This window comes from Arthrobacter sp. efr-133-TYG-118, assembly GCF_030209755.1.
GTDB lineage: Bacteria > Actinomycetota > Actinomycetes > Actinomycetales > Micrococcaceae > Arthrobacter.
Genome location: NZ_JARVRH010000004.1, coordinates 150,762 through 173,572, shown reverse-complemented (window position 1 = coordinate 173,572; position 22,811 = coordinate 150,762). Strand labels below are relative to the sequence as shown.

Here is a 22,811-nt window from a genome sequence, read left to right as displayed (position 1 = left end):
CCCCCAGCATTTCTTTTGATTACATCAGGAAGTGCCATGATCAGTGAAGTAATTCCCACCCTGCTCCACTCGGTTCCCGTGGACGACACGTGGATCACCTTCGACGTAAACTCCTTCACCCAAAACTTCTGGAGTTCCACCTTTGACGGGTTGACCTTCGGGGCAATATACGCGTTGGTTGCCCTCGGCTATACACTCGTTTACGGCGTTCTCAACCTCATCAACTTTGCCCACTCCGAAGTGTTCATCACGGGTTGTTACGGAGTGTTCTTTACCCTCAGCGCCCTGAATTTCGGCCCCTCTGCCCCGAGGCTGGGTTTTTGGGCCATTGTGGGGAACCTTGTCCTCGCCCTCGTCGTCGCCATTATCGCCTCAGCGTTGATGGCAGTGATCGTGGAACGGGTGGCTTATAAACCTTTGCGTCAGCGCAAGGCGCCTCGCCTCGCATTCTTGATTACCGCCATCGGTGTTTCCTTCGCCATCCAGTACACGATCTACTGGTGGCGCGGACCGAGCCCGGAGGCCGCGCTGACGATGTTCCGGCCGCTCGCAATTTTCGACGTCTTCGGGACCATCGTCGATTCGCAGCAGGTGGTTATTGTCGTCGCTGCGATTATCCTCATGATCGCCACTGATCAGTTCATTAGGCGGTCCCGTACCGGCCGAGGCATTCGTGCCGTGGCGCAGGACCCGGATACCGCAACTTTGATGGGTGTCAACAAGGAAAAGATCATTGTGACCACCTTTATCATCGGCGGGATCCTGGCCGGAGCGGCCGCCTTGTTCTACGTCATGAAAATCCCGTCCGGCGTGCAATACAACGGCGGATTCATCCTCGGCGTCAAAGCCTTCGCGGCCGCTGTCCTCGGAGGCATCGGCAATGTGCGCGGTGCTTTGCTGGGCGGCTTGCTGATCGGTTTGATTGGCAACTACGGCCAGGTGCTCCTGGGTAGTTCCCAATGGACGGACGTTGTCGCGTTCGTGGTCCTGGTGTTGGTATTGATTGTGCGACCCGAAGGTGTCTTGGGTAGCTCGCTAGGAAAGAGTAAGGCATGAGCACAACAGACGGTCCCACGCTTATTCCCGATGATGCTTCAGCACAGGAGATTGCCGACCGCGAAGCCAAGATGCGGCAGCGCAAAGGCTGGTTCCCGGGACTAAGCGACAAATGGAATGCGCTCCCGCGCCAAACCCAATGGCTGATCCTGATCGTGGTCGTTGTCATTGCGTACTTGCTTCCTATCCTCAATCCGCCGCTGATCACGACGGAACCGGGCAACAATTGGCAAATTGCGCTCGCGCAAATGTCTGTCTATGCCCTGGTGGCCGTGGGCTTGAACGTAGTGGTCGGCTATGCGGGCCTTCTTGACTTGGGCTACGTTGCATTCTTTGCTCTGGGTTCCTACACGGCAGCAATGTTTACCAGCCCGGACTCGCCGTATGTGCACATTCCCTACTTGTGGACCCTTCCGCTGGCGATGGCTATCGCCATGTTCTTTGGCGTGGTCCTGGGTGTGCCTACGCTTCGCCTTCGCGGCGACTACCTGGCTATCGTCACGCTCGGCTTTGGCGAGATCGTGCGCATTTTGGCCACCATCATTCCGGCGATGAAAGGCCAGGTTGGTTTCCAGAACGTTGGCCACCCTCCGGGAACGGATTCAAGCGGCCAGCCAATCTTCCTGAACTCAAGCGGAACTCCGTGGTATTGGTTGACGCTGACCATCATCATTGTGGTGCTTTTGGCCGCCGGAAACCTGGAGCGCAGCAGGGTGGGACGCGCGTGGATTGCCATCCGTGAGGATGAAGACGCCGCGGAAATCATGGGCGTCCCCACGTTCAAGTACAAGGTGTGGGCCTTCGCGATTGGTGCTTCGGTGGGTGGACTCTCGGGTGCTTTGTTCGCCGGCCAGGTCGGTTTCGTGAACAACCAGAAATTTGATATCGCCACCTCAATCCTGTTCGTCGCTGCTGTTGTCATGGGCGGCACGGGAAACAAGGTCGGTGCCGTTCTTGGCGGTGCGTTGGTGGCATATATTCCGCTCCGCTTCACCGCGATTGCGGAGTTCAAGTACTTGATCTTTGGTGCGGCGCTGGTGGTCATCATGATTTTCCGCCCCGGCGGCCTCCTGCCGGCACGCCAGAGCCTCCTCGCGTACGGACGCCTGGCTTACAACAAGCTCAAGGGCGCTGTAGGCGACATCCCTCCTTCGGGCAAAGTCGTTTTGGAGCCGGGAAAGGGGGCTGACAATGAGTGAAGCAATTGAACCGGATATTGACGTCGACGCACTCAAGGAACAAGGTGTGGACCTGGAGGTCGCCGAGAAGGTAGCCCCTGAGAGGGACATCATCACCAAGGTGGGCGAAGCCTTGGTCCAGGTCCAGGACCTGACGATCAAGTTCGGTGGCCTGACGGCCTTGGACAATGTCACGTTCGATATCAATCGAGGCGAAATCCTCGGCTTGATCGGTCCTAACGGTGCCGGCAAAACCACGTGTTTCAACGCCATGACAGGCGTGTACAAACCAACTTCGGGAAAGGTCTTGCTCGAAGGCCAGCTGCTCAACGGACTGCCGCAGCACAGGATCACCAGACGGGGTTTGGCCCGGACCTTCCAGAACATCCGCCTTTTTGGTGAGATGACAGCTTTGGAAAACGTGGTTGTTGGTCTCGATGCACGCCACCGCACGAGTATCGGCGGGGCACTCCTGCGTCTGCCCACCCATGTCCGGGAAGAGAAAACCGCCATTGAACGCGGCATGGCATTGCTCGAGTTCGTTGGCATCGCTGATCATGCCCATTTCTTGTCGCGGCACCTGCCTTATGGGTATCAGCGCCGCCTGGAAATCGCGCGGGCACTGGCCACGGACCCTAAGGTCCTGTGCCTGGATGAGCCTGCGGCCGGGTTCAATCCCGCGGAAAAAGAAGAACTCATGGCCCTGATCCGGACCATCCGTGACGACGGCTACACCGTCTTGCTCATTGAGCACGACATGAAGTTGGTCATGGGCGTGACCGACCGGATCGTGGTCCTCGAGTTCGGGAAAAAGATCGCGGATGCGCTGCCCAAGATTATCCGCGATGACCCGAAAGTTATTTCCGCCTACCTCGGGGAGCCTGAAGATGACCTTGCTTGAGCTGAAGAACATATCTGTCCACTATGGCCGGATCCAGGCAATTTCCGACATGTCATTCAGCGTGGACGAGGGCGAAATCGTCTCGCTCATCGGTGCCAACGGTGCCGGCAAAACCACCACCATGAGGACCATCTCCGGATTGCTGGCTCCCTCGGCTGGCTCCATCACCTTCGCCGGCCAGGACATCACCAGGATGAAAGCGCACATCCGCGTCGTCCAAGGTATTTCGCAGGCGCCTGAGGGACGCGGAATCTTCCCTGGCATGACGGTGGAGGAGAACCTTGACATGGGTTCCTACGGCCGCAAGGACCGGACCAAGGTGGCAGACGATTTGGAACGCGTCTTCGACCTGTTTCCACGGTTGAAGGAGCGCATCAAGCAGTTTGGCGGCACCATGAGCGGTGGCGAACAACAGATGCTCGCGATTGGCCGGGCGCTGATGTCCAACCCGAAGCTGTTGCTCCTGGATGAACCTTCCATGGGGCTTGCCCCGCAGTTTATCCGCCAGATCTTCAAGATTGTCACCGAGATCAACAACCAAGGCACCACGGTGCTTCTGGTGGAACAAAACGCCAACCAGGCCCTCGCCCGTGCACACCGTGCTTTTGTCCTGGAAACCGGGTCAATTACGCACAGGGGGACCGGCAAGGAGCTGCTCGCCAACCCGGCGGTCAAGGAAGCGTACCTCGGCGTCGGATAGCCGCATGTGCCGGCACCCTCACAACAAACAGGGTGCCGGCATCAGCGGCGGTGGAACTTTCGGTGCGGACCAAGCGTGGGAATTGGTAGCGTGAACTATCACTTCGCACCCACAGCAAGAAGGACACCCACCATGGCACTCGGCGGCAACCCGATCTTCAACGGAAAGAATTTCCGTGGAGCCACACAGGCTCCGCCTGTACCCAGCTACTCCCACGGCCAGAGCCAGTACGGCCAGAGCCAGTACGGCCAGAGCCAGTACGGCCAGCCCGCCTGGTCGGTGCAGCCGCCGATGACCAGCGATCAGCTGCAGCAGATGTACAACCAGCCCGCAGCCGGTCCGGCCGAGACCGGCCGTATGACTTTCGACGACGTCATCGTCAAGACCGCGGCGTGCCTTGCGGTGCTGTTGCTTGGCGCAGCCGTCACATTGTTCGTAGCTCCCGGCACGGCAAGCCTCCTCATGATTGTCGGCGCGTTGGGTGGCTTCGCCCTGGGCATGGTCAACTCCTTCAAGAAGCAGCCGTCCCCGGCCCTGATCCTGACTTACGCCGGCCTTGAGGGCTTGTTCCTCGGAGGCCTGACACGCCTCCTGGATGGCATGTTCCCGGGAGTCGGCCTGCAGGCAGTCATCGGCACCCTTGCTGTGTTCGGCGTGACGTTGGCTCTCTTCAAGAGCGGCAAGGTGCGTGCCACCCCCAAGGCAATCCGCTTCTTCATGATCGCCACGCTCGGCTACCTCGTCTTCGCAGTCATCAACATGGTCCTGGTGTGGACCGGCGCCGTCCAGTCGCCATTCGGACTGAGCAGCAGCGTGCACATCTTCGGCATCCCGTTGGGCGTTTTCATCGGCATCCTGGCTATCGGCCTGGCCGCGTTCTCCCTGGTCATGGACTTCACGAGCATCGAACAGGGTGTCCGGCAGGGCGCTCCGGAGAGATACTCCTGGACGGCCGCTTTCGGTCTGACCGTCACGCTCGTGTGGCTCTACGTGGAGATCATCCGCCTGCTGGCGATCCTGCGCGGCGACGACTAACTCACGCGGGGTGGTCTTCGAGCGGCTTACGACAGCCGCTCGAAGACCACAGCCATGCCCTGTCCGCCACCGACGCACAGGGTCGCCAGTCCCAAGGTGGCATCCCGTTCGCGAAGGCCATTGAGCAAAGTGGTGGTCATCCGGGCGCCTGTCATGCCAAAGGGGTGGCCAAGGGCGATGGCGCCGCCATGAACGTTGAGCTTCCCGGGATCTATGCCTAGTTCGCGGGCGCTCGCCACTACCTGGACGGCGAAGGCTTCGTTGAGTTCCACGAGGTCAATGTCTGCCATGCTCAGCCCCGCCAAGGCCAGGGCCCGGCGGGAGGACTCCACCGGTCCCATGCCCATGAGTTCCGGGGAAAGGGCGCTGACGGCGGTCGAGACGATGCGTGCCAGCGGCTTGAGGCCAAGCTCCCGGGCCCGGACATCGCTCATGACGACCACGGCGGCGGCGCCATCGTTGAGCGGGCATGCGTTGCCGGCTGTCACGGTCCCTTCCTTGCGGAAGACCGGCTCCAAAGCGCTGACGGCTTCCAGGGTGACGCCGGCGCGGGGTGAATCGTCGCGCTCCACCACTGTGCCGTCTTTGCGGGTGTACGGGGTGATCTCCCGGGCGTAGAAACCGGAGGCAATGGCCGCCTCAGCGCGGTTCTGGCTCTGGACCGCCCACATGTCCTGCTCCGCCCGGCTGATTCCGTGGCTCGTGGCGACGTTCTCGGCGGTCTGTCCCATCGCGATGTAGACGTCGGGCATCCGTCCGCCCATGCGGGGATCCGTCCACGGGGTGTTGGACGCGGCCCGGGCCGCCGTGCGGGCACGCGCCGCTTCAAACAGGGGGTTATGCAGGCTGGTGTCCGTTTCCCCTGCGCCGACCCAGTTCTGGTAACGGGACACCGACTCGACCCCCGCCGAGACGAAGGCGTGGCCTTCCCCGGAGCTGATCGCGTGGAAGGCCATCCGCAGGGTCTGCAGGCTCGAGGCGCAGAAGCGGTTGATCGTGGCCGCGGGGACCGTGTCCAGGCCGGCCAGGACGGTCACCACCCGAGCCATGTTCGAACCGGCTTCGCCACTGGGCTCGGCGCAGCCAAGGTAGAGGTCATCGAGGCCGCGGCCATCGAGTGCTCCCGGATCGAATGCCGGAATCTTTGCCAGCGCAGCAGTCACCATCGCCGCTGCGAGGTCATCGGGACGTTCGTCCTTGAGGGACCCTTTGAAGGCCCGTCCAATGGGGCTTCTAGCGGTGGAAACGATGACGGCCTCAGTCATGCCCCCAGCTTACGCCGGGGCCCGCTCGCCGAAGGCGGCGAATGCACTGCAGTCAGGCGAGGCGTTTGGCCCCGGCGGCCGGGGTCACGGTGAAGATGTCCGGCGTCGTGAAACCGGCCGCCGCGAAGGCGCGTACGACGGCGTCGCGCACCTCTTGCTCATGGCCCACCGGGGTGAGGGCAATAGCCGAGCCGCCGAAACCGCCTCCTGTCATCCGGGCACCGATGGCGCCGTGGGCGCGGGAGGTTTCCACCGCGAGATCCAGTTCCGGGCACGAGATCTCGAAGTCGTCCCGCATGGACGCATGGCTCGCATCCAGGAGCCTGCCGATATGGGCGGGCCCGTCCGTGGTGAGTCGTTCCACGGTCTGCAGCACGCGGTCATTCTCCGTGACGACGTGCCGCACCCGTCGGAAAGTCGTGCTGTCCAGGAGGCCGCTGGCTTCCTCCAGATCGCCGATGCCAACGTCGCGAAGGGCCGGGACCCCCAGTACCTGGGCGCCCAATTCGCAGGAAGCCCGACGCGAGGCATAGCCGCCGTCCGCATGCGAATGGGAAACCTTGGTGTCGATGACCAGCAGCACGAGCCCGGCTTCCTCGGCGTCAAAGGGGACCAGTTGTACGCTCTGGTCGCGGCAGTCCAGGAAGACCGCATGGCCCTTTGACCCGCGAAGCGATGCCGACTGGTCCATGATTCCGGTGGGGGCGCCCACGAAGTCGTTTTCGGCCCTCTGCGTTGCCAGGACCATGTCTTCGGCGCCCAGTCCCGCACCAGTCAGCTCGTTGAGCGCCGAGATGACTGCGCATTCGATGGCGTGCGAGGACGAGAGGCCCGCGCCAAGGGGGACATCCGAATCCATGAGGAGATCGAAGCCAGGGACAAGGATGCCGCGCTGTTGCAAAGCCCAGGCCACACCGAGCGGATACTTCGTCCAGCCCTTGGCCGCTTCCGGAACCAACATGTCGACGTCGGCTTCGACCAGGCCCTGCCCGCCGAAAGTGGACAGCAGCCGGACGCGTGAATCACGGCGGATCCGGACTGCGACCTTCGCGGTCTTGTCGATTGCGAACGGCAAAACGAAGCCCTCGTTGTAATCGGTGTGCTCGCCGATCAGGTTCACGCGTCCCGGTGCCTGCCATACGCCGTCGGGGGCTGAACCGAACGTCGACTCGAAAAGCCCGGACAGGTCGCTCAGGGCGGGGGCGTCGGGAGTGGAAGTCATGCTGGTGCCCCTTCGGGAATAGCGCGCTGCGAATCGCTGGCGACGGCGCGCAGCCGTTCTGCCACGGATTCGGGCGTTGTGTCGTTGATGAAGGCTCCCATGGCCGCCTCGGAACCGGCAAGGTACTTGAGCTTGTCGGCGGCACGGCGCGGGGAGGTGAGTTGCAGGTGCAGGTGGCCGGAGGACCTCAATGAAGCGTCGAGGGGTGCCTGGTGCCACGCGGAAATGTACGGCGTGGGAGTTGGGTACAGGGCGTCCATGCGCTTGAGCAACTCAAGGTAGACGTGGGCCAGTTCGTCGCGTTCTTCGCCGCTCAAGGCTGCGAGGTCCGGAACCTGGCGATGCGGGACGAGGTGCACCTCCAGCGGCCAGCGGGCGGCGAACGGCACGTAGGCACTGAAGTGCTCGCCTTCGAGCACCATGCGGCTCCCGTCCTGCCGTTCGGCCTGGAGGATCGAGGACGTCAGCGATTCCCGGCCCTTGGAGTTGTCGAAGTGCCGGCCGGCAGCGGCGCCAAGGCTTGCCGCCCGCGGCGTGACGTAGGGGTAGGCATAGATCTGTCCATGCGGGTGGTGGAGCGTTACCCCGATGTCCGCACCCCGGTTTTCGAACGGAAACACCTGCTGGATTCCCGGGAGCGCGCTGAGCGCCTCGGTCCTGTGCGCCCAGGCCTCAATGACCGTGCGCGCCCTGGTTTCGCCAAGCTCGGCAAAGGATCCGGTGTGGCTGGGGGTAAACGAAACAACTTCGCAGCGGCCGTAGGCGGGGCCTGCCGTTCCCCAGGCAGGGGTGCCTGGAATCGTCCCGACCGCCGGTCCCAGCGACGGGAAGCGGTTCTCGAAAACCACGACGTCGTAGTCCGGCGCGGGAATTTCCGAAGGGTTTGCGGGCGTAGTGGGGCAGATCGGACATTGGTCCGCGGGGGGCAGGTGGGTGCGGCTCTGGCGGTGTGCCGCGACGGCGACCCACTCACCGCTCAGCGCGTCGTAGCGCAGCTCGCCCGGATCAGCGCGCGGAGGCAGCTCACGGTGATCCGTCAGCGAGCCGGGGTCGCGCTCCGGTGAGCCGGCGTCGTCGAAATAGATCAGCTCCCGGCCATCGGCGAGGCGCGTGCTGGTAAGGCGAGTCATGGATTTATGGTGCCACAGAGTGCTCAAAAAGGCAAAATAACTAACAAAATTGAACATTGAGGGATCGAACCAAGCAACACCCGGGATGCAGTACGGTGGTGCCATGCCTCCCACCACACCCTTTTCCGCGCCGGGCGAAGAGACCGTACCCCGTCGCTTTGCCAGCGGACGCCAATTCGAAATCCGCCGCGGTGACGCACTCGCCGTCGTCACTGAGCTCGCTGCGGGCTTGCGGTTGTTCAGCCGCGGCGGCGTCCAGCTCACCGAGAGCTATGGCGACGGGCAACTTCCGCCCGGCGCGACCGGAATTACCTTGGCCCCCTGGGCCAACCGGATCGAGGACGGGATCTGGTACCTCGACGGCAAGAAGCAGCAACTGGACATCACGGAGGTGTCCCGCAACAACGCGAGCCACGGGCTCCTGCGCAACTCGTCCTACGCCTTCGCGGCCGAAGACCAATTCTCCGTGACCCTCGAAGCCGTGATCTTCCCGCAGCATGGATATCCCTTCCTGGCCCGGCACCAGGTACGTTACGAGATCGACGAGGCGCTCGCGTTGCGGGTTTCCCAGAGTTTCATCAACGATTCGGCGGCTCCCGCGCCCTTCGTGCTCGGGGCGCACCCTTATTTGCGCGTGGGGGACGTTCCGCCGGAAGAGATGGCCCTGACTGTCCACGCCGGCACGCGGCTCGTGGCCGACGAGCGGCTGATCCCGCGTGGTTCGGTACCTGTCGACGGCGATTTTGATCTCGGCGGCGGCCGGAGCGTGGGAGGCCTGGATATCGATGTGGCGTTCACCGATCTGGAATTCGACGGCGGCATCGCCCGCCAAACGCTCTCGGCGCCGGACGGCCGGAGCGTTTCCTTGGAGCAGGACGAAAACTGCGCCTACGTCCATGTCTTCGTCACGGATACTTTTCCGGGCCGTTCGAAGGCCGTTGCGATCGAGCCCATGACCGGTCCGGCGAACGCCTTCAACTCGAGGGAGGGCCTCCGGTGGCTTGAACCAGGGGAGACCTTCACCATGAGGTGGGGAATCGTGGGCGCGCTGTAGATGGGTTTCCCATCCGGCACTCCCTGCGGAATTATGGGTGAATGACGCCAGTACAGGACGCCACGCCAACAAGTGACCCCGTTTCGACCGTGCCAAGGCCGGTGCCCGAGCACCACATTGCGCAGGACATCCCGTACGGAGTACGGATCGCTGCCGCGTGGGCCTGGCGGATGGGCCTCATATTGGTGGTAGTTGGGGCCCTTATTTGGCTGTTGGGGAAGGTCAGCTTCCTGATCATCCCGCTCATGGTCGCCTCCCTTCTTGCCGGCTTGCTCTATCCGGTCACGGGGTGGCTCAGGAAGCTCAGGATGCCGCATGGAGCGGCCGTTGCCATTACGGTGGTGGGATTCCTCGGGGTCATTGCGGGAGCCTTGGCGTTGGTGGGGCGGCAGCTCGCTGTGGGATTCGGCGAGCTATGGCAGGAAGCGCTTACGGGCATCCAGCAAATCCAGGCGTGGCTCGCTGACGGGCCGCTGCATCTGACCGCGGACCAGATCGACACCTACATCCAGGGCGCCACCTCGGCCCTGCAGAACAACAGCAGCAGCATCCTCAGCGGCGCCCTGTCGTTCGGCAGTACTGCCGGGCATTTTGCCGCCGGCATGGTGCTGGCCCTCTTCATCCTGATCTTCTTCCTTCTGGAAGGATCCAGGATCTGGCGGTTCATCGTCGGGCTCCTGCCCAGGACCGCACGCGCAGCGGCTTACGGCGCCGGCCGGCGCGGATGGTCGTCCATGGTCAGCTACGTGCGCATCCAGATGTTCGTTGCGTTCGTGGACGCTGTGGGGATCGGCGTCGGCGCGGCGATTATCCAGGTTCCCCTCGCCCTGCCGCTGGGTGTCTTGGTGTTCATCGGCTCATTTATCCCGGTGGTCGGTGCCCTTGTGACGGGAGCCATCGCCGTGCTCCTGGCTTTGGTGGCCAACGGTCCCGTCAACGCGCTCGTCATGCTGGCCATCGTGCTCTTCGTGCAGCAGCTCGAGAGCCATATCCTCCAGCCGCTCATCATGGGCAAAGCCGTATCACTGCACCCCGTCGCCGTGATCTTGTCCGTTGCAGCCGGCTCCTATCTCGCCGGAATCCCGGGAGCGCTCTTTGCCGTCCCGCTCCTCGCCGTAGCAAATACGGCGGTTCGCTATATTGCCGCGCGGACGTGGGAACATGATGAAGGACTGATGACGGCGTACGCCGGCGCAGGGATTGCACCACCGGACTCCGATGAGGAACCCACCATCAAGGAAATCCACCGTCCCGGCGCCAACGCGGGCGCACGGTCCAACAGCGGCGAAGGCGCCGCAGGTCAGCACGCGGCTGCGGAACGAACATTCCCCAAGGATGCCGCAGAGCACACCAACAAAGGAGAATAACCCGTGAATACCCTCGATACCCTGCCCGTCACCCTGGACGATGTCCTTAAGGCGCGGGAGCTGCTCGAGGGCATTATTACCAAGACCCCCATCGAGTCCTCGCGGGCACTGGGAGCCATGGTAGGCGGAGAGGTCTTCTTCAAATGCGAGAACCTCCAGCGGGCAGGTTCCTTCAAGGTCCGTGGTGCCTACGTGCGGATGGCGCGCCTGTCTCCTGAGGAAAAGAAACGCGGTGTGGTCGCGGCTTCGGCAGGCAACCACGCGCAAGGCGTTGCTGTGGCGGCGAAAAGCCTGGGAATCAAGGCACGCATCTACATGCCGCTCGGTGTAGCGCTTCCGAAGCTTGCCGCGACCCGCAGCCACGGAGCCGAAGTTGTCCTGCACGGACACAACGTCGATGAGGCACTGGCCGAGGCGCAGCGCTACGCGAACGAAACGGGTGCCGTCTTCGTCCACCCCTTCGACAATGTCGACGTCGTGGCGGGCCAAGGCACCGTCGGGCTCGAAATCCTGGACCAGGTCCCCAACGTTGACACTATCCTCATGGGCGTTGGCGGCGGCGGCTTGCTCGCCGGCGTCGCAGTCGCCGTCAAAGCGAGGGCCAGGGAGCTGGGACGCGAGATCCGGATCATCGGAGTGCAGGCCGAGAATGCGGCCGCCTACCCGCCGTCGCTCGCCGCTGATGCCTTGGTGCCGCTCAAGAAGGTTTCCACGATGGCGGATGGCATCGCCGTCGGTCGCCCCGGCCAGCTGCCTTTCAGCATCATCCGCGAACTCGTGGACGACGTCGTGACCGTGAGCGAAGACTCCTTGGCCCGGGCGCTCATCTTCCTGCTCGAGCGGGCCAAGATGGTGGTCGAGCCGGCCGGTGCTGTCGGGGTCGCGGCCCTCATGGACGGCAAGATCGAAAACCCCGGAACCACTGCCGTCATCCTGTCCGGCGGCAACATCGACCCCATGCTGATGCTCAAGGTGATCCAGCGCGGCCTCTCAGCGGCCGGACGCTACATGACCGTGCGCATGATGCTGGACGACCGGCCCGGTTCCTTGGCCACCATCGCCCGGATCATCGCCGAAAACGATGCCAATGTGACCGGACTGGACCACACCCGCGTGGGTGGTGCGATCAGCATGGGCGACGTCTCCATCACCGTCAACCTGGAAACCAAAGGCCACGAGCACAGTGAGCAGGTCCTGGCAGCCCTTCGGGCCGAGGGCTTCCACCCGATCGTCGTGCACTGACGGGCTGCTGACCATGGCGCTTTACCGCGACGAGGACGGGCAGATACCGGCCAAGGATTCACTGGCCACCCGCGCCAAGGGCGGATTGCTGTTCATGGGCGGCTTCGTAGCGCTGCTGGCTGTGATCGAACTGGTCAACACCTTGATGTCACACAGCCTCAACGTCATTTTCGGGCTGCGGCCGCGGAGCGTGGACGGGGTGTTCGACATCCTGACGTTCCCGTTGCTCCATGCCAATTTCGGCCATCTCCTGTCCAATGCGCTGCCGTTGGTCATCTTCGGATTCCTGGTGTTCCTGTCCGGTCTCCGGGTGTTCCTGACGGCTCTTGCGTTTAGCTGGCTAGGCTCAGGCCTTGCGGTCTGGCTCATCGGCGGGGGAGGGGTGACAGTGGGCGCGTCGGGCCTGGTTTTCGGGCTCTTCGCGTTCCTGCTGGTGCGCGGCTTCTTCAACCGCAGCTGGTGGCAAATCCTGTTGTCCGTGGTGCTTTTCCTGGCGTATGGCAGCATCTTGTTCGGCTTGCTGCCCCTCGTGATGGGGATCGTCTCCTGGCAGGCGCACCTTGGCGGGGCCGTAGGGGGTGTGGTGGCCGCAGTGCTGCTGCGCCCGCGTCCCCGCGCCGTGGCCCAGCCCAACTAACGCCGTAGCCCAGCCCAACTGACTCGCAGTTGTTGTCGTTCTGAGCCCTCAAAACGACAACAACTGCGAGCTACTTGGGGGGAACAACGACGCCGGCCCTCCCCGCGAAGGGGTGGGCCGGCGTCGTTGTTTCGCGGAACTATCAGCCGGCGAACGGCTTGGCGGAAACAATCTCCACCGGAATTTCCTTGCCGTTCGGGGCGACGTAGCTGATCTTGTCGCCTTCCTTGTGGCCCATGATCGCTACGCCGAGCGGGGACTTCTCGCTGAAGACGTTGAGATCGGAATCGCCGGCGATTTCGCGGGATCCGAGCAGGAAGGTCTCTTCGTCACCAGCGATGCGGGCGACGACGACCATGCCCTGCTCGACGATTCCGTCATCGGCCGGAGCTTCGCCGACCTGGGCGTCGCGCAGGAGCACGGTCAGCTGGCGGATGCGGGCCTCGATCTTGCCCTGCTCTTCCTTGGCGGCGTGGTATCCACCGTTTTCCTTGAGGTCGCCTTCCTGACGGGCGGCTTCGATCTTCTGTACGATCTCCGCACGGCCAGGGCCGGAAAGGTGGTCCAGCTCTGCCTTCAGGCGGTCAAATGCGTCCTGGGTAAGCCAAGCTGCAGGCGCGCTGTTGGTGGTCGACACGGACTTCTCCTTATGGATCTGACAAGCAAAGACCCCGCCGGTGCAGGCCACTCGTGGAACTCAGCAACCAACTCAGCGGGGTTAAGGTATTGATCCAGTGTAGTCAATCCTGTGGACAAACCCAAGCTCACTGAGTCGCGGGTCACACCTTTGCTATTTGCTGCTGCCAACAATCCAGCAGTTGTCCACGACGGCGGACACGGCCTCGGACTCGGTGCGAAGGATGGTCCTTTGGGCAGTTGTCTGGCCGCCGTCGGCGCCTGCCTTGGGGGCGTTCGGGCCGATCTCGACGACTTTCCAGCCGACCACCGCGAACTTGGAGTCCATCGCCTTGACCGCGCATTTTGCGGTGGCATCGGGGCTCTTGGTGACCTGGAAATCGACCGACAGCTGGGTGGCGTCGGTGGCGCTGTAGCCGATGTCCTTGAAGGACACGGACGACTGCGAGGAAGACGTGGTGACCCAAAACAAGAGCCCGATGGCCACGAGGAGGACGGCAATGACGACGTTCCGTTTGGTTTTCCCTCCGAGGGCGCGCTTTTGGCTGCCGTAGCGATTGGCTAGGCTGGTAGTTGCCGGCAGCGCCGTGCCCGATGGGTCTTCCGAAGTCACCCACCCAGTTTAGTGGGCTTCCGGCGCCTCCTCGCACACGGCGGAGTCGCACGCGTTGGAAATGCCGGATCAGTACACAGCCATCAACAAACCCAGAACAGCATTACCCGGAAAGAGGAACCGTACCGGATGAGCACATCCACCAGCCCCGACACGCAGCTCCGGCTGCTCGCCGTCCACGCACATCCGGACGACGAGTCAAGCAAGGGTGCGGCAACCATGGCGATGTACGCGGCTTCCGGCGTGGAGGTCATGGTGGCTACGTGCACCGACGGTTCACGCGGGGACATCCAGAACCCCGCCATGGAGTCGGCTCCGCACCCGAAGCGGGACATGGCAGGCGCGCGCCGCCTGGAAATGAAGCAAGCTGCCTCGGTCCTGGGAATAAAGCAGCGGTGGTTGGGTTTCGTGGATTCCGGACTGCCCGACGGCGATCCGTTGCCACCCCTGCCTAGCGGCTGCTTTGCGCTTCAGCCCCTTGAGCGGGCGGCGGCACCCCTGGTCCGCTTGGTCCGCGACTTCAAGCCGCACGTCATGGTGAGCTACGACGAAAACGGCGGCTATCCGCATCCGGACCACATCATGGCCCACAAAGTTGCCGTCGAAGCCTTCGACGCTGCCGGTGACCCGGAGCGCTACCCGGGGACAGGCGAAAGCTGGGAGCCCAGCAAGCTGTACTACGACCGCGCCTTCAGCCCCGACCGTTTCCGTGCCTTGCATTTCGCACTCGAAGAGGCCGGCCTGCAATCGCCTTATGCCGAACGCCTCGCTTCCTGGCTTGAAGCCGACGCGGAAGGCCACACTCCGCCGAGGCCGATGCACCAGACAACCACGCAAGTGGATTGCGGTGACTACTTCGAGGCCCGTGACGACGCACTCAGGGCGCATCGGACACAGATAGATCCGCTCGGCTTCTTCTTCGCAGTGTCGCCGGAGATGCAGCGCAGGGCCTGGCCGTGGGAGGACTACACCCTGGTCCACTCCCGGATCCCGGCCGAACTGCCGGAAAAGGACCTGTTCGCAGGGCTAAGATAGGATCGCCGGCGATTTCTATCAAGCGTAGAAGTCGCCAACCGGCTGGAAACTCCCATAGAAGGTTTGAACCGTGCACCACTTTCTCATCGCCCTGGCCACGACCCCGTCGCCTACCCCGACCCCGTCGCTGCGCCCCGGCTTGTCGGAAGACCAGGTGACCCCGGGAACCTGGGGCTTCGTCCTGACTGCCTTCATCGTGGTGCTCACGACCTTCCTGATCGTTGACATGGTCCGCCGGATCCGGCGGGTCCGCTACCGCGCCCAGGTTGAGGAAGCCCTTGTCGGCGAGACCGACGGCGCTGATGACGGCGGCGTCGTCTCGGGCAAGCCGGGCGTTGAAGAGTCCGACGGCGATGCCGGCTCCGGAGCCCGCTGACCCGGGCATGACCCGGGAATGGCCGGGGGCGTCCAACGCCCTTGGCTCGGAACCGTCCGCCTATCTCCGCCAGCATGCGGACAATCCGGTGCACTGGCGGCCGTTCGGCGATGAGGCCTTTGCGTTCGCGGCGGCCCGCGATGTTCCCGTTTTTCTCTCTATCGGCTATGCCGCGTGCCACTGGTGCCACGTCATGGCCCACGAGTCCTTCGAAGACCAGGACACCGCCGATTACCTGAACGCCCACTTCGTGGCCATCAAGGTAGACCGCGAAGAACGCCCCGACGTGGACTCGATCTACATGGCAGCCACCCAGGCGATCAGCGGCGAGGGCGGCTGGCCGATGTCCGTCTTCCTGACGCCCGATGGTTTGGCCTTCCATGCAGGCACCTATTTCCCGCCAACGCCACAGCCCGGAAGGCCGTCCTTCCGCCAGGTGCTTGAGGCGGTCCGGGAGGCGTGGCTGGAACGCCGCGACGCCGTCGAGCAGAACGCGCGGAGGCTCGCCGCCGGCATGGCCAATGCCCAGCTCGCCTCGGCGGTGTTCCTCGATAGACCATCCGAAAGCCTGGACACAAGCCTGCTGTCGGAAGCAGTGCGTCTTCTCGCACGTTCGGAAGACCCCGACGACGGCGGCTTCGGCGGCGCTCCCAAGTTCCCGCCGTCGGCGGTTCTTGAGTTCCTGATTCGGCACGCTGCCGTGCCGTCGGATACCTCGGACGCCGCCCGCGACATGGCGGGCCGCACTCTCGCCGCGATGGCCCGTTCCGCACTGTGCGACCAGCTCGACGGCGGCTTCGCCCGGTATTCCGTGACCGCGGACTGGTCCGTGCCGCATTTCGAGAAGATGCTCTACGACAATGCCCAGCTTCTCCGCGTCTACGTCCACTGGGTCCGGCTCCAAGGCGACTGGGTCCTGCCGGCCGGCGAGGCCGCGAGTGTGGCGTCGCGGGTGGCGGATTGGATGCTGGATTCGCTCGGCGTGGGCGATCCCGCAATCCCGGGTGGACTCGCTTCCTCGCTTGACGCCGATACCGTGGTGGACAGAGTGCATCACGAAGGTGCGTCTTATCTATGGACTCCTGCGGGCCTCGAGGCCGTGCTTGGACCGGGGGACGGCGCGGCCGTGGCCCGGCTGATGAACGTGGGGCCGTCGGGGACGGTCTCGGAGCTGGGATCTCCCCTCCATCCCGGGCGCCGGCTGTCCGGCGTGGAATCGCGGTTGTGGAACCGTGTCAGGCCCGCCTTGCGCGCCGCACGCTCGGCCCGCCCCCAGCCGGCCCGGGACGACAAAGTAGTAGCGGGCTGGAACGGCCTGGCCATCGCAGCCCTTGCCGAAGCCGGTGCGGTCCTGGACAGGCCGGAACTCGTGGCCGCGGCGGAAAGCTTGGCCGAGTACCTGATGCGCGTGCATTGGCGTCCGGCGACCGGCTCCGAAACATCCACGCCCGGCGCGTCTAAATCCGGCACCTCAAAACCCGGCGCGGGGGTGCTGATCAGGGTCTCGCACGACGGAGTTGCGAGAGGGATCAGCGGCCTGTTGGAAGACTATGCGTTTTGCGCCGAAGGCTTCCTGGCGCTCTACGCCGTGACTGGCCGGAGGCGCTGGTACGGGTTCGCGGAGGAGCTGATCAGCGGAGCCTGCGCGCGCTTCGTGGCGGACGGCAGGTTGTCGGACTCCGTGGGGGAGTCGGCCCAGGTATTCAACGCGCAGGGCCAGCACGCGGGCCTGGACCCCTTCGACAATGCGGCGCCGAGCGGGGCAGCGGCCTTTGCCGGAGTGTTGCTGAGCTATGCGGCATACTCCGGTTCGCACGAGCACAGGGCCATGGCAGGCAGCATCCTGTCGCTCCTGCCGCCGATAGCCGGGCGGGCGCCTAGGGTAGCGGGATGGCTGCTTGCGACCGCCCAGGCGGCCGTCGCCGGCCCCATAGAGGCCGCCATATCCGGTCCTCCAGGCCAGAAGCAGCGGGAACTCCATCGCGCCCTGTTGGCCTCGCCGAGCCCGGGCATGGTCGTGGCGGTCCAGCTCGGTATGGCTGGCGAAAATGCGGCCAACGACGGCGCGCCGCCCGGGTCCCGCGCCACGGAACCGGAGGTGCCTCTGCTTGAGTACCGCACTGCTGCTGCGGACGGCTCACCACAGGTGTATTTGTGCCGGGGGATGGTGTGTGACCTGCCGCTTGGCTCTGTCGAGGAACTGGTACAGCGCCTTGACGCGATGACGGAGGCCGCTGGCTAGCTCAGCACAGCAATCATGATTGCGGCGAAATGTGCGGCGAAGGCCAGCACCGTGAGGGCGTGGAAGAGTTCATGGAAGCCGAAGTTCAACGGACTGAAGTTGGGCTTCTTGATCCCGTAGAAAACAGCGCCAGCGATGTAAAGGGCCCCTCCCACACAGATCAGGATCGCGGCCGGAACGTTCGCCGCGAAGAACTCCGGCAGGTAGAACAACGCCCCGCAGCCCAGTGCGACGTAGATGGGCACGTAGAGCCAACGTGGAGCGCCGGTCCAAAGAACCCGGAACAGCACTCCCAGCAGCGCTCCGGACCAGATCACCCACAGCAGGAGCACGGCCTTGGGGCGCTCCAGGAGCGACCACGCGAGAGGTGTGTAGCTGCCCGCGATCACCAACATGATGTTGGTGTGGTCCAGGCGCTTGAGGACCATCCTGGTCTTTGGCTCCCAATTGCCGCGGTGGTAGACCGCGGACACGCCGAAGAGCAGTACACCCGTCAGAGCGTAGATGGCGGAGGCGATTTTGCGATCTGTCGTCGGCGCCAGTGTCACCAGGACGATCCCTGCAGCGATGGCGAAAGGCGTGGCCACAGCATGTATCCAGCCGCGCCACCTTGGTTTAGTTGTGAGCAGCTCCGACATCGTTAAAGCGTAACCCGGGTCCGGATAAGTTACTGCGGAGTAATGCGTTTTGCACTAGTTTTCGCTCGCCCAAGTGTGCCGACTGCCTAGCTTGGGAAGGTAGCCTTGGTGGTGCGCCTACGGCAGCAGTCCGGAGGTGCCGATTGTTGTTTGGCCGAAGGGCCGGCTGCCAACCAGGCCAGCCGCCGTCGTCGTTTGTTTCGCTTTTCACGTGCTGTTCAAAGGAAATCAGGTGAGTGTCCGGATGGAGTGGCCCGGCTTCCTCTACGGCTTCTACGAGCGCAAACTGCTCCGTTCGCTCGAGCAGGAGAAGATTCCCCGGCACATCGGCGTCATGGTTGATGGCAACCGCCGCTGGGCGCGGCAATTCAACGCTCCAACCAGCGAAGGCCATCAAGCAGGCGCAGACAAGATCCACGAATTCCTCGGCTGGTGCCAGGAACTTGGAGTCAAAGTCGTCACGCTGTACATGCTCTCGACGGACAACATGAACCGTTCCAGTGAAGAGCTCGAACTGCTCATGGGAATCATCGCCAACACTCTCGATCGCTTGGATGACGACGCCGATATCTCGGTCCACGCCATGGGTGCGCCCGAGCTCCTTCCGGGCTACCTCGCCGAGCGGCTCAACAAGCTCACGGCCCGCACTCCGATCCGTGAGCGGCTCCATGTGAACGTGGCCGTCGGCTACGGCGGACGGCGCGAGATCGTTGACGCCGTACGGGAACTGCTGCACGACGCCGTCGCGCACGGCCGCGACATCACCGAGCTTGCCGATGAACTTTCAGTGGACGACATCTCGCGTTTCCTCTACACGCGCGGCCAGCCGGACCCCGATCTGGTGATCCGCACATCAGGTGAACAGCGCTTGTCCGGTTTCCTCATGTGGCAAAGCGCTTACAGCGAGTTCTACTTTTGCGAGGCACTCTGGCCCGCGTTCCGCAAGGTCGATTTCCTGCGGGCCCTGCGGGACTATGCCGGCCGCCAGCGCCGCTTCGGTTCCTGACACGGTGCCTTCCCCGTGCGCTCCCGTTCACAGGAAGTTCACATTTTGTCTACACGAATCGCCGTTTGGGCTAACCGGAAATGTAATCGCACGGGAATACGTTAATCCCATCAGTAGGCAAACCGCCTGCTGATCGGGGAGGCCAGTAGATGGAGCGAATCATCGCACCAGTTACGTGGGGGGCCGCGCCCGGCCTTCCGGCCGAGCCGCCTCACGAATAAGCCGGGTTCGCCCGGGGCTGGAGTCGATGTGGCTATTTCTGAGCAACTGCCCGTAGTCGTTTCCGACGGGGAAAGTTCAGCTACCTCTCGCACCAAGCGGGCCAGTGGGCGGACTGCAAAGTCCGGGACCCCGACAGGCCGAAGCTATGTGATTGACACTTCCGTATTGCTTTCCGATCCGCACGCCCTGCTGCGCTTCGCGGAGCACGAAGTCATTGTCCCGATCGTGGTCATCACTGAATTGGAAGGCAAACGCCACGATCCCGAGTTGGGCTACTTCGCACGCAAGGCCCTCAGGCTCCTGGATGACTTGCGCATCGAGCATGGCGGGTTGAATCAATCCATCCCGATCGGATCCGACGGCGGCACGCTGCGTGTCGAGATGAACCATGTGTCCACCGAAGTGCTGCCGGCAGGATTCCGCGGCGCGGACAACGACAGCCGCATCCTGGCAGTCGCCAAGAACCTCGCCAACGAAGGCCACAACGTCACGGTCGTCTCCAAAGACCTCCCGATGCGCGTCAAGGCCTCCGCCATGGGGCTGCTCGCAGACGAATACCGCAATGAACTCGTCAAGGACTCCGGCTGGACCGGCATGGCAGAGATCGAAGCCAGCGAGGACGAAATCACCACCCTGTACGGGCACGAACCAGTGTTCATCCCGGCCGCGGCCGAGCTACCCGTCAACACGGGCCTGGTGCTGCTCTCCAACCGGGGGTCCGCCCTCGGCCGCGTGGGCGCGGACAAGCAAGTGCGGCTGGTCAAGGGCGACCGTGATGTCTTCGGACTGCACGGCCGCTCAGCGGAGCAACGGCTTGCGATCGACCTGCTCATGGATCCCAGCGTCGGAATCGTCTCGATCGGTGGCCGCGCGGGCACTGGAAAGTCGGCATTGGCCTTGTGTGCTGGACTCGAGGCCGTCCTGGAGCGCCGGGAGCACCGCAAGGTGATCGTCTTCCGCCCCCTGTACGCGGTGGGTGGACAGGAACTTGGCTACCTGCCCGGTTCCGAGGCAGAGAAGATGAACCCCTGGGCGCAGGCGGTCTTCGACACCCTCGGTGCACTCGTCAGCCAGGAAGTCGTCGAAGAAGTCATGGACCGGGGCATGCTCGAAGTCATGCCGCTGACCCACATCCGCGGACGTTCGCTCCATGACGCCTTCGTGATCGTGGACGAGGCCCAATCGCTCGAAAAGAACGTGCTCCTCACGGTCATGAGCCGTATCGGCCAGAACTCCAAGATCGTCCTGACCCACGACGTCGCCCAACGGGACAACCTCCGTGTCGGCCGGCACGACGGCGTTGCCGCCGTCGTCGAGACCCTCAAGGGGCACCCGCTGTTCGGCCACATCACACTGACCCGCTCCGAACGCTCGCCGATCGCGGCTCTCGTGACGGAACTGCTTGAAGGGGCGGAAATCTAGGCTGCATTTGCGCGGAGGGCCGTGGCCGGGTTCGCCGGGCCACGGCCCTCCGCTGACACTTGTGCGTCCGTCCGACCCTGACGCCCGCTCACGTATGTCGGGTTTCTTCCGGACGCTCGCTCACGTATGTCGGGTTTTTTCCGGACGCTCGCTCACCTGTGTCGGGTTTTTTCCGGACGCTCGCTCACCTGTGTCGGGTTTTCTGCGGACGCTCGCTCACAAACCCAGGAACCTTGCTGCGGCTTCATGGCCTTCTACCTTTAGTTTCCAATCGGGCCGGATGAAGGAGGCCGTGGGGAGGTGAACGCGTTGGACTTCCACGGCGTCGGTGCCCCATTGCTCGAGGTAACTGCCGTTGGGTTCATAGCCGAGGCTGGCAGAAACGCCCAGGGATTGCTTGTTCCAAATGGCAGCTTCGGAGGTCGCCACCGCTGCGTTCAGGTAGTCGAAGGCGTAGCTGAGGGCCGCCGCGCGCATCTCCTTGCCGAGGCCTTGGCCTTGCGCGCCTTTCTTGAGCCAGGAACCGGTCGAGAGAGTTTTCAACGATGCGAAGTTCTTTGCCTCTACGTCCTGGCAGCCAATGAACTCGTTGTTGTGCCAGATACCGAGAAGGAGCGTCCATGATTCCGGGGTCATACCTGCACGGCAGCGCCAATACCATCGGGCCATGTTGGCGCCCAACTCATCTTCGGGCAGTTCCGTCCAGGGGTTGCTGAAGGGCGATTTTCCGGGCTCGTGAATGCCGCTGAGGGCGGCCTTGATCGCCGCGGGGATGTCAGCGTCCTGGATGGGGCGCAACTCCAAGTGGGGTGTGGTCAGGGTGAGGCCGAAGAGGGGCCAGATGGCACTTAGCTCGTTCATCCGGGAAGCCTAGCGGACGGGTCGGGATAGCTTGCCGTGCGTCGGCCCGGCGGGGTGTGTTGGTGAGCGGGGGTTGGGTGGGCGGGGTGTGTTGGTGAGCGGGCGTTGGGGGAAGGTGTGTATTGGTGAGCGGGCGTTCCTATGGGGGACCGCACTTACGAACGGGGGCCGATGTCCCAGCTGATGTGCTTCCGTACATCGGTGAGGTTCATCGATTCGGCGAGGAACAGATCGTCCAGCATGTATTCGTCCACCCCCAGGATCCGCATCCAGTGCCCCTGGCCGGTGGTATCGCCGTCGAGCGATTGGCTGGAAACGCACACGCCCGTTCCTGAGTCCACGCGCAGGAGCGTGCGTCCGGGGAAACAGAGCGGCCTTGCCGCATCCGACGCCACGTAGCTGGATCCGGGCGTCGCGATGGTTTCGAGGGCAGGACGCCCCTCGTGATCCACTTCCCGAATGGGGCCGAACGACACCCGGTTGGACTCGGGAAACTCCATCGGCACCGGCGCGTTCCCGGCGAGCTCGACAGGATCGAGGGCCGCAGCGAGCCGACCGTTCCCAAAAGACGGTTCGCCGTAGGCGGCCTCGGGGCGCCGGCGGACCAAGCCGGCGGAGTCGTAAACGGGGGTCACCAAATGGGCCGGCAACAGCCAGGACTTGCGCTTGGAGCCAAGGTAAAGCCCGTCGCGGGAGTCGTTGATGCCCGTGGTGCTATGCAGCAACGCGCCGTCGACGGTTTCGAGCCTAAGCGCACCCGGTCGACGCAACCAGGCGCGCACTGTGGCTCCTGTGTCGCCCGGCCGGTCCACGTATTCGAACCTCAGGCTGGTCCATTTCCACGGGGAGGAACGGCAGAGGTTTCGGAAGGTGGAGGACATGTCGGCGTCGGAATTGCCTTGGATTTCTGCACTGTAGCGCCCCATATCCACAGTCTAAGGGTGCGTGACCGGCGCAGCTTTGAGAAAACCGA

22 protein-coding genes are annotated in these 22,811 nt (G+C 63.6%); 14 read left to right on the top strand and 8 right to left on the bottom strand.

Annotation, left to right across the window (positions count from 1 at the left end; translation table 11 throughout):
• The first annotated feature begins 36 nt into the window (after window positions 1-36).
• The 5 genes from QRN59_RS03295 to QRN59_RS03275 all read left to right on the top strand — a co-directional run bounded on the left by QRN59_RS03295 (window position 37) and on the right by QRN59_RS03275 (window position 4,870).
• Complete coding sequence (locus QRN59_RS03295) at window positions 37-1,056, top strand: branched-chain amino acid ABC transporter permease (protein WP_284981077.1); 1,020 nt, start codon at window positions 37-39, stop codon at window positions 1,054-1,056.
• Window positions 1,053-2,255: a branched-chain amino acid ABC transporter permease gene (locus QRN59_RS03290; protein ID WP_284981076.1), complete on the top strand. Its 1,203-nt coding sequence runs from the start codon at window positions 1,053-1,055 to the stop codon at window positions 2,253-2,255. Before QRN59_RS03295 ends, QRN59_RS03290 begins: the two co-directional genes overlap by 4 nt.
• Window positions 2,248-3,135 carry an ABC transporter ATP-binding protein gene (locus QRN59_RS03285; RefSeq protein ID WP_284981075.1) on the top strand — a complete coding sequence of 296 codons (888 nt, stop codon included), beginning with the start codon at window positions 2,248-2,250 and terminating at the stop codon, window positions 3,133-3,135. Before QRN59_RS03290 ends, QRN59_RS03285 begins: the two co-directional genes overlap by 8 nt.
• Window positions 3,122-3,835, top strand: coding sequence for an ABC transporter ATP-binding protein (locus QRN59_RS03280; protein ID WP_284981074.1), 714 nt, complete (start codon window positions 3,122-3,124; stop codon window positions 3,833-3,835). The genes QRN59_RS03285 and QRN59_RS03280 overlap by 14 nt, the downstream gene beginning before the upstream one ends.
• 132 nt (window positions 3,836-3,967) lie before the next feature.
• On the top strand, window positions 3,968-4,870 hold the full coding sequence (locus QRN59_RS03275; protein WP_284981073.1) for a Bax inhibitor-1/YccA family protein: 903 nt from the start codon (window positions 3,968-3,970) through the stop codon (window positions 4,868-4,870).
• A gap of 26 nt (window positions 4,871-4,896) precedes the next feature.
• Here the strand turns inward: QRN59_RS03275 and QRN59_RS03270 are convergent, their stop codons facing one another.
• From QRN59_RS03270 to galT, 3 genes are read right to left on the bottom strand one after another with little or no spacing between them, the layout of a single operon-like run.
• Window positions 4,897-6,135, bottom strand: a complete 1,239-nt coding sequence (locus QRN59_RS03270) for an acetyl-CoA C-acetyltransferase (RefSeq protein ID WP_284981071.1) — start codon at window positions 6,133-6,135, stop codon at window positions 4,897-4,899.
• Between the two features lie 52 nt (window positions 6,136-6,187).
• The gene (gene galK / locus QRN59_RS03265; protein ID WP_284981070.1) at window positions 6,188-7,357 is read right to left on the bottom strand and encodes a galactokinase; all 1,170 of its coding nucleotides are present in this window, start codon (window positions 7,355-7,357) and stop codon (window positions 6,188-6,190) included.
• Entirely contained in the window at window positions 7,354-8,487 is a 1,134-nt protein-coding gene (gene galT / locus QRN59_RS03260) for a galactose-1-phosphate uridylyltransferase (RefSeq protein WP_284981069.1), read from the bottom strand. The genes galK and galT overlap by 4 nt, the downstream gene beginning before the upstream one ends.
• Window positions 8,488-8,590: 103 nt before the next feature.
• On the opposite strand from galT, the gene QRN59_RS03255 reads away from it, so the two are divergent.
• From QRN59_RS03255 to QRN59_RS03240, 4 genes are read left to right on the top strand one after another with little or no spacing between them, the layout of a single operon-like run.
• Window positions 8,591-9,541, top strand: coding sequence for an aldose 1-epimerase family protein (locus QRN59_RS03255; protein WP_284981068.1), 951 nt, complete (start codon window positions 8,591-8,593; stop codon window positions 9,539-9,541).
• A 41-nt stretch (window positions 9,542-9,582) separates the two neighbouring features.
• Window positions 9,583-10,908 carry an AI-2E family transporter gene (locus QRN59_RS03250; RefSeq protein ID WP_284981066.1) on the top strand — a complete coding sequence of 442 codons (1,326 nt, stop codon included), beginning with the start codon at window positions 9,583-9,585 and terminating at the stop codon, window positions 10,906-10,908.
• Window positions 10,909-10,911: 3 nt separating this feature from the next.
• On the top strand, window positions 10,912-12,150 hold the full coding sequence (gene ilvA / locus QRN59_RS03245) for a threonine ammonia-lyase (RefSeq protein ID WP_284981065.1): 1,239 nt from the start codon (window positions 10,912-10,914) through the stop codon (window positions 12,148-12,150).
• A gap of 13 nt (window positions 12,151-12,163) precedes the next feature.
• Window positions 12,164-12,787, top strand: a complete 624-nt coding sequence (locus QRN59_RS03240) for a rhomboid family intramembrane serine protease (RefSeq protein ID WP_284981064.1) — start codon at window positions 12,164-12,166, stop codon at window positions 12,785-12,787.
• A 142-nt stretch (window positions 12,788-12,929) separates the two neighbouring features.
• Here the strand turns inward: QRN59_RS03240 and greA are convergent, their stop codons facing one another.
• On the bottom strand, window positions 12,930-13,424 hold the full coding sequence (gene greA / locus QRN59_RS03235; protein ID WP_236816230.1) for a transcription elongation factor GreA: 495 nt from the start codon (window positions 13,422-13,424) through the stop codon (window positions 12,930-12,932).
• A 153-nt stretch (window positions 13,425-13,577) separates the two neighbouring features.
• Window positions 13,578-14,036, bottom strand: coding sequence for a DUF4307 domain-containing protein (locus tag QRN59_RS03230; protein WP_284981063.1), 459 nt, complete (start codon window positions 14,034-14,036; stop codon window positions 13,578-13,580).
• A 129-nt stretch (window positions 14,037-14,165) separates the two neighbouring features.
• Here QRN59_RS03230 and mca point away from each other — a divergent pair, with 129 nt between their 5' ends.
• The 3 genes from mca (at window position 14,166) to QRN59_RS03215 (ending at window position 17,689) form a co-directional block, all read left to right on the top strand.
• Entirely contained in the window at window positions 14,166-15,071 is a 906-nt protein-coding gene (mca, locus tag QRN59_RS03225; RefSeq protein WP_284981062.1) for a mycothiol conjugate amidase Mca, read from the top strand.
• A gap of 70 nt (window positions 15,072-15,141) precedes the next feature.
• Window positions 15,142-15,447, top strand: coding sequence for a hypothetical protein (locus QRN59_RS03220; protein ID WP_284981061.1), 306 nt, complete (start codon window positions 15,142-15,144; stop codon window positions 15,445-15,447).
• Window positions 15,425-17,689, top strand: a complete 2,265-nt coding sequence (locus tag QRN59_RS03215) for a thioredoxin domain-containing protein (protein WP_284981060.1) — start codon at window positions 15,425-15,427, stop codon at window positions 17,687-17,689. The genes QRN59_RS03220 and QRN59_RS03215 overlap by 23 nt, the downstream gene beginning before the upstream one ends.
• Here QRN59_RS03215 and trhA read toward each other — a convergent pair.
• Complete coding sequence (gene trhA / locus QRN59_RS03210) at window positions 17,686-18,327, bottom strand: PAQR family membrane homeostasis protein TrhA (protein WP_284981059.1); 642 nt, start codon at window positions 18,325-18,327, stop codon at window positions 17,686-17,688. The two genes, QRN59_RS03215 and trhA, sit on opposite strands and share 4 nt — an antisense overlap.
• Before the next feature lie 244 nt (window positions 18,328-18,571).
• Here trhA and QRN59_RS03205 point away from each other — a divergent pair, with 244 nt between their 5' ends.
• Both QRN59_RS03205 and phoH2 read left to right on the top strand, forming a co-directional pair.
• Complete coding sequence (locus tag QRN59_RS03205; protein WP_284981310.1) at window positions 18,572-19,333, top strand: isoprenyl transferase; 762 nt, start codon at window positions 18,572-18,574, stop codon at window positions 19,331-19,333.
• 249 nt (window positions 19,334-19,582) lie between these two features.
• Window positions 19,583-20,977: an RNA 5'-3' helicase PhoH2 gene (phoH2, locus tag QRN59_RS03200; protein ID WP_284981058.1), complete on the top strand. Its 1,395-nt coding sequence runs from the start codon at window positions 19,583-19,585 to the stop codon at window positions 20,975-20,977.
• Window positions 20,978-21,193: 216 nt separating this feature from the next.
• On the opposite strand, the gene QRN59_RS03195 is transcribed toward phoH2, so the two are convergent.
• Window positions 21,194-21,838: a GNAT family N-acetyltransferase gene (locus QRN59_RS03195; protein WP_284981057.1), complete on the bottom strand. Its 645-nt coding sequence runs from the start codon at window positions 21,836-21,838 to the stop codon at window positions 21,194-21,196.
• A gap of 155 nt (window positions 21,839-21,993) precedes the next feature.
• Entirely contained in the window at window positions 21,994-22,764 is a 771-nt protein-coding gene (locus QRN59_RS03190) for a hypothetical protein (protein WP_284981056.1), read from the bottom strand.
• Between the last annotated feature and the right edge of the window lie 47 nt (window positions 22,765-22,811).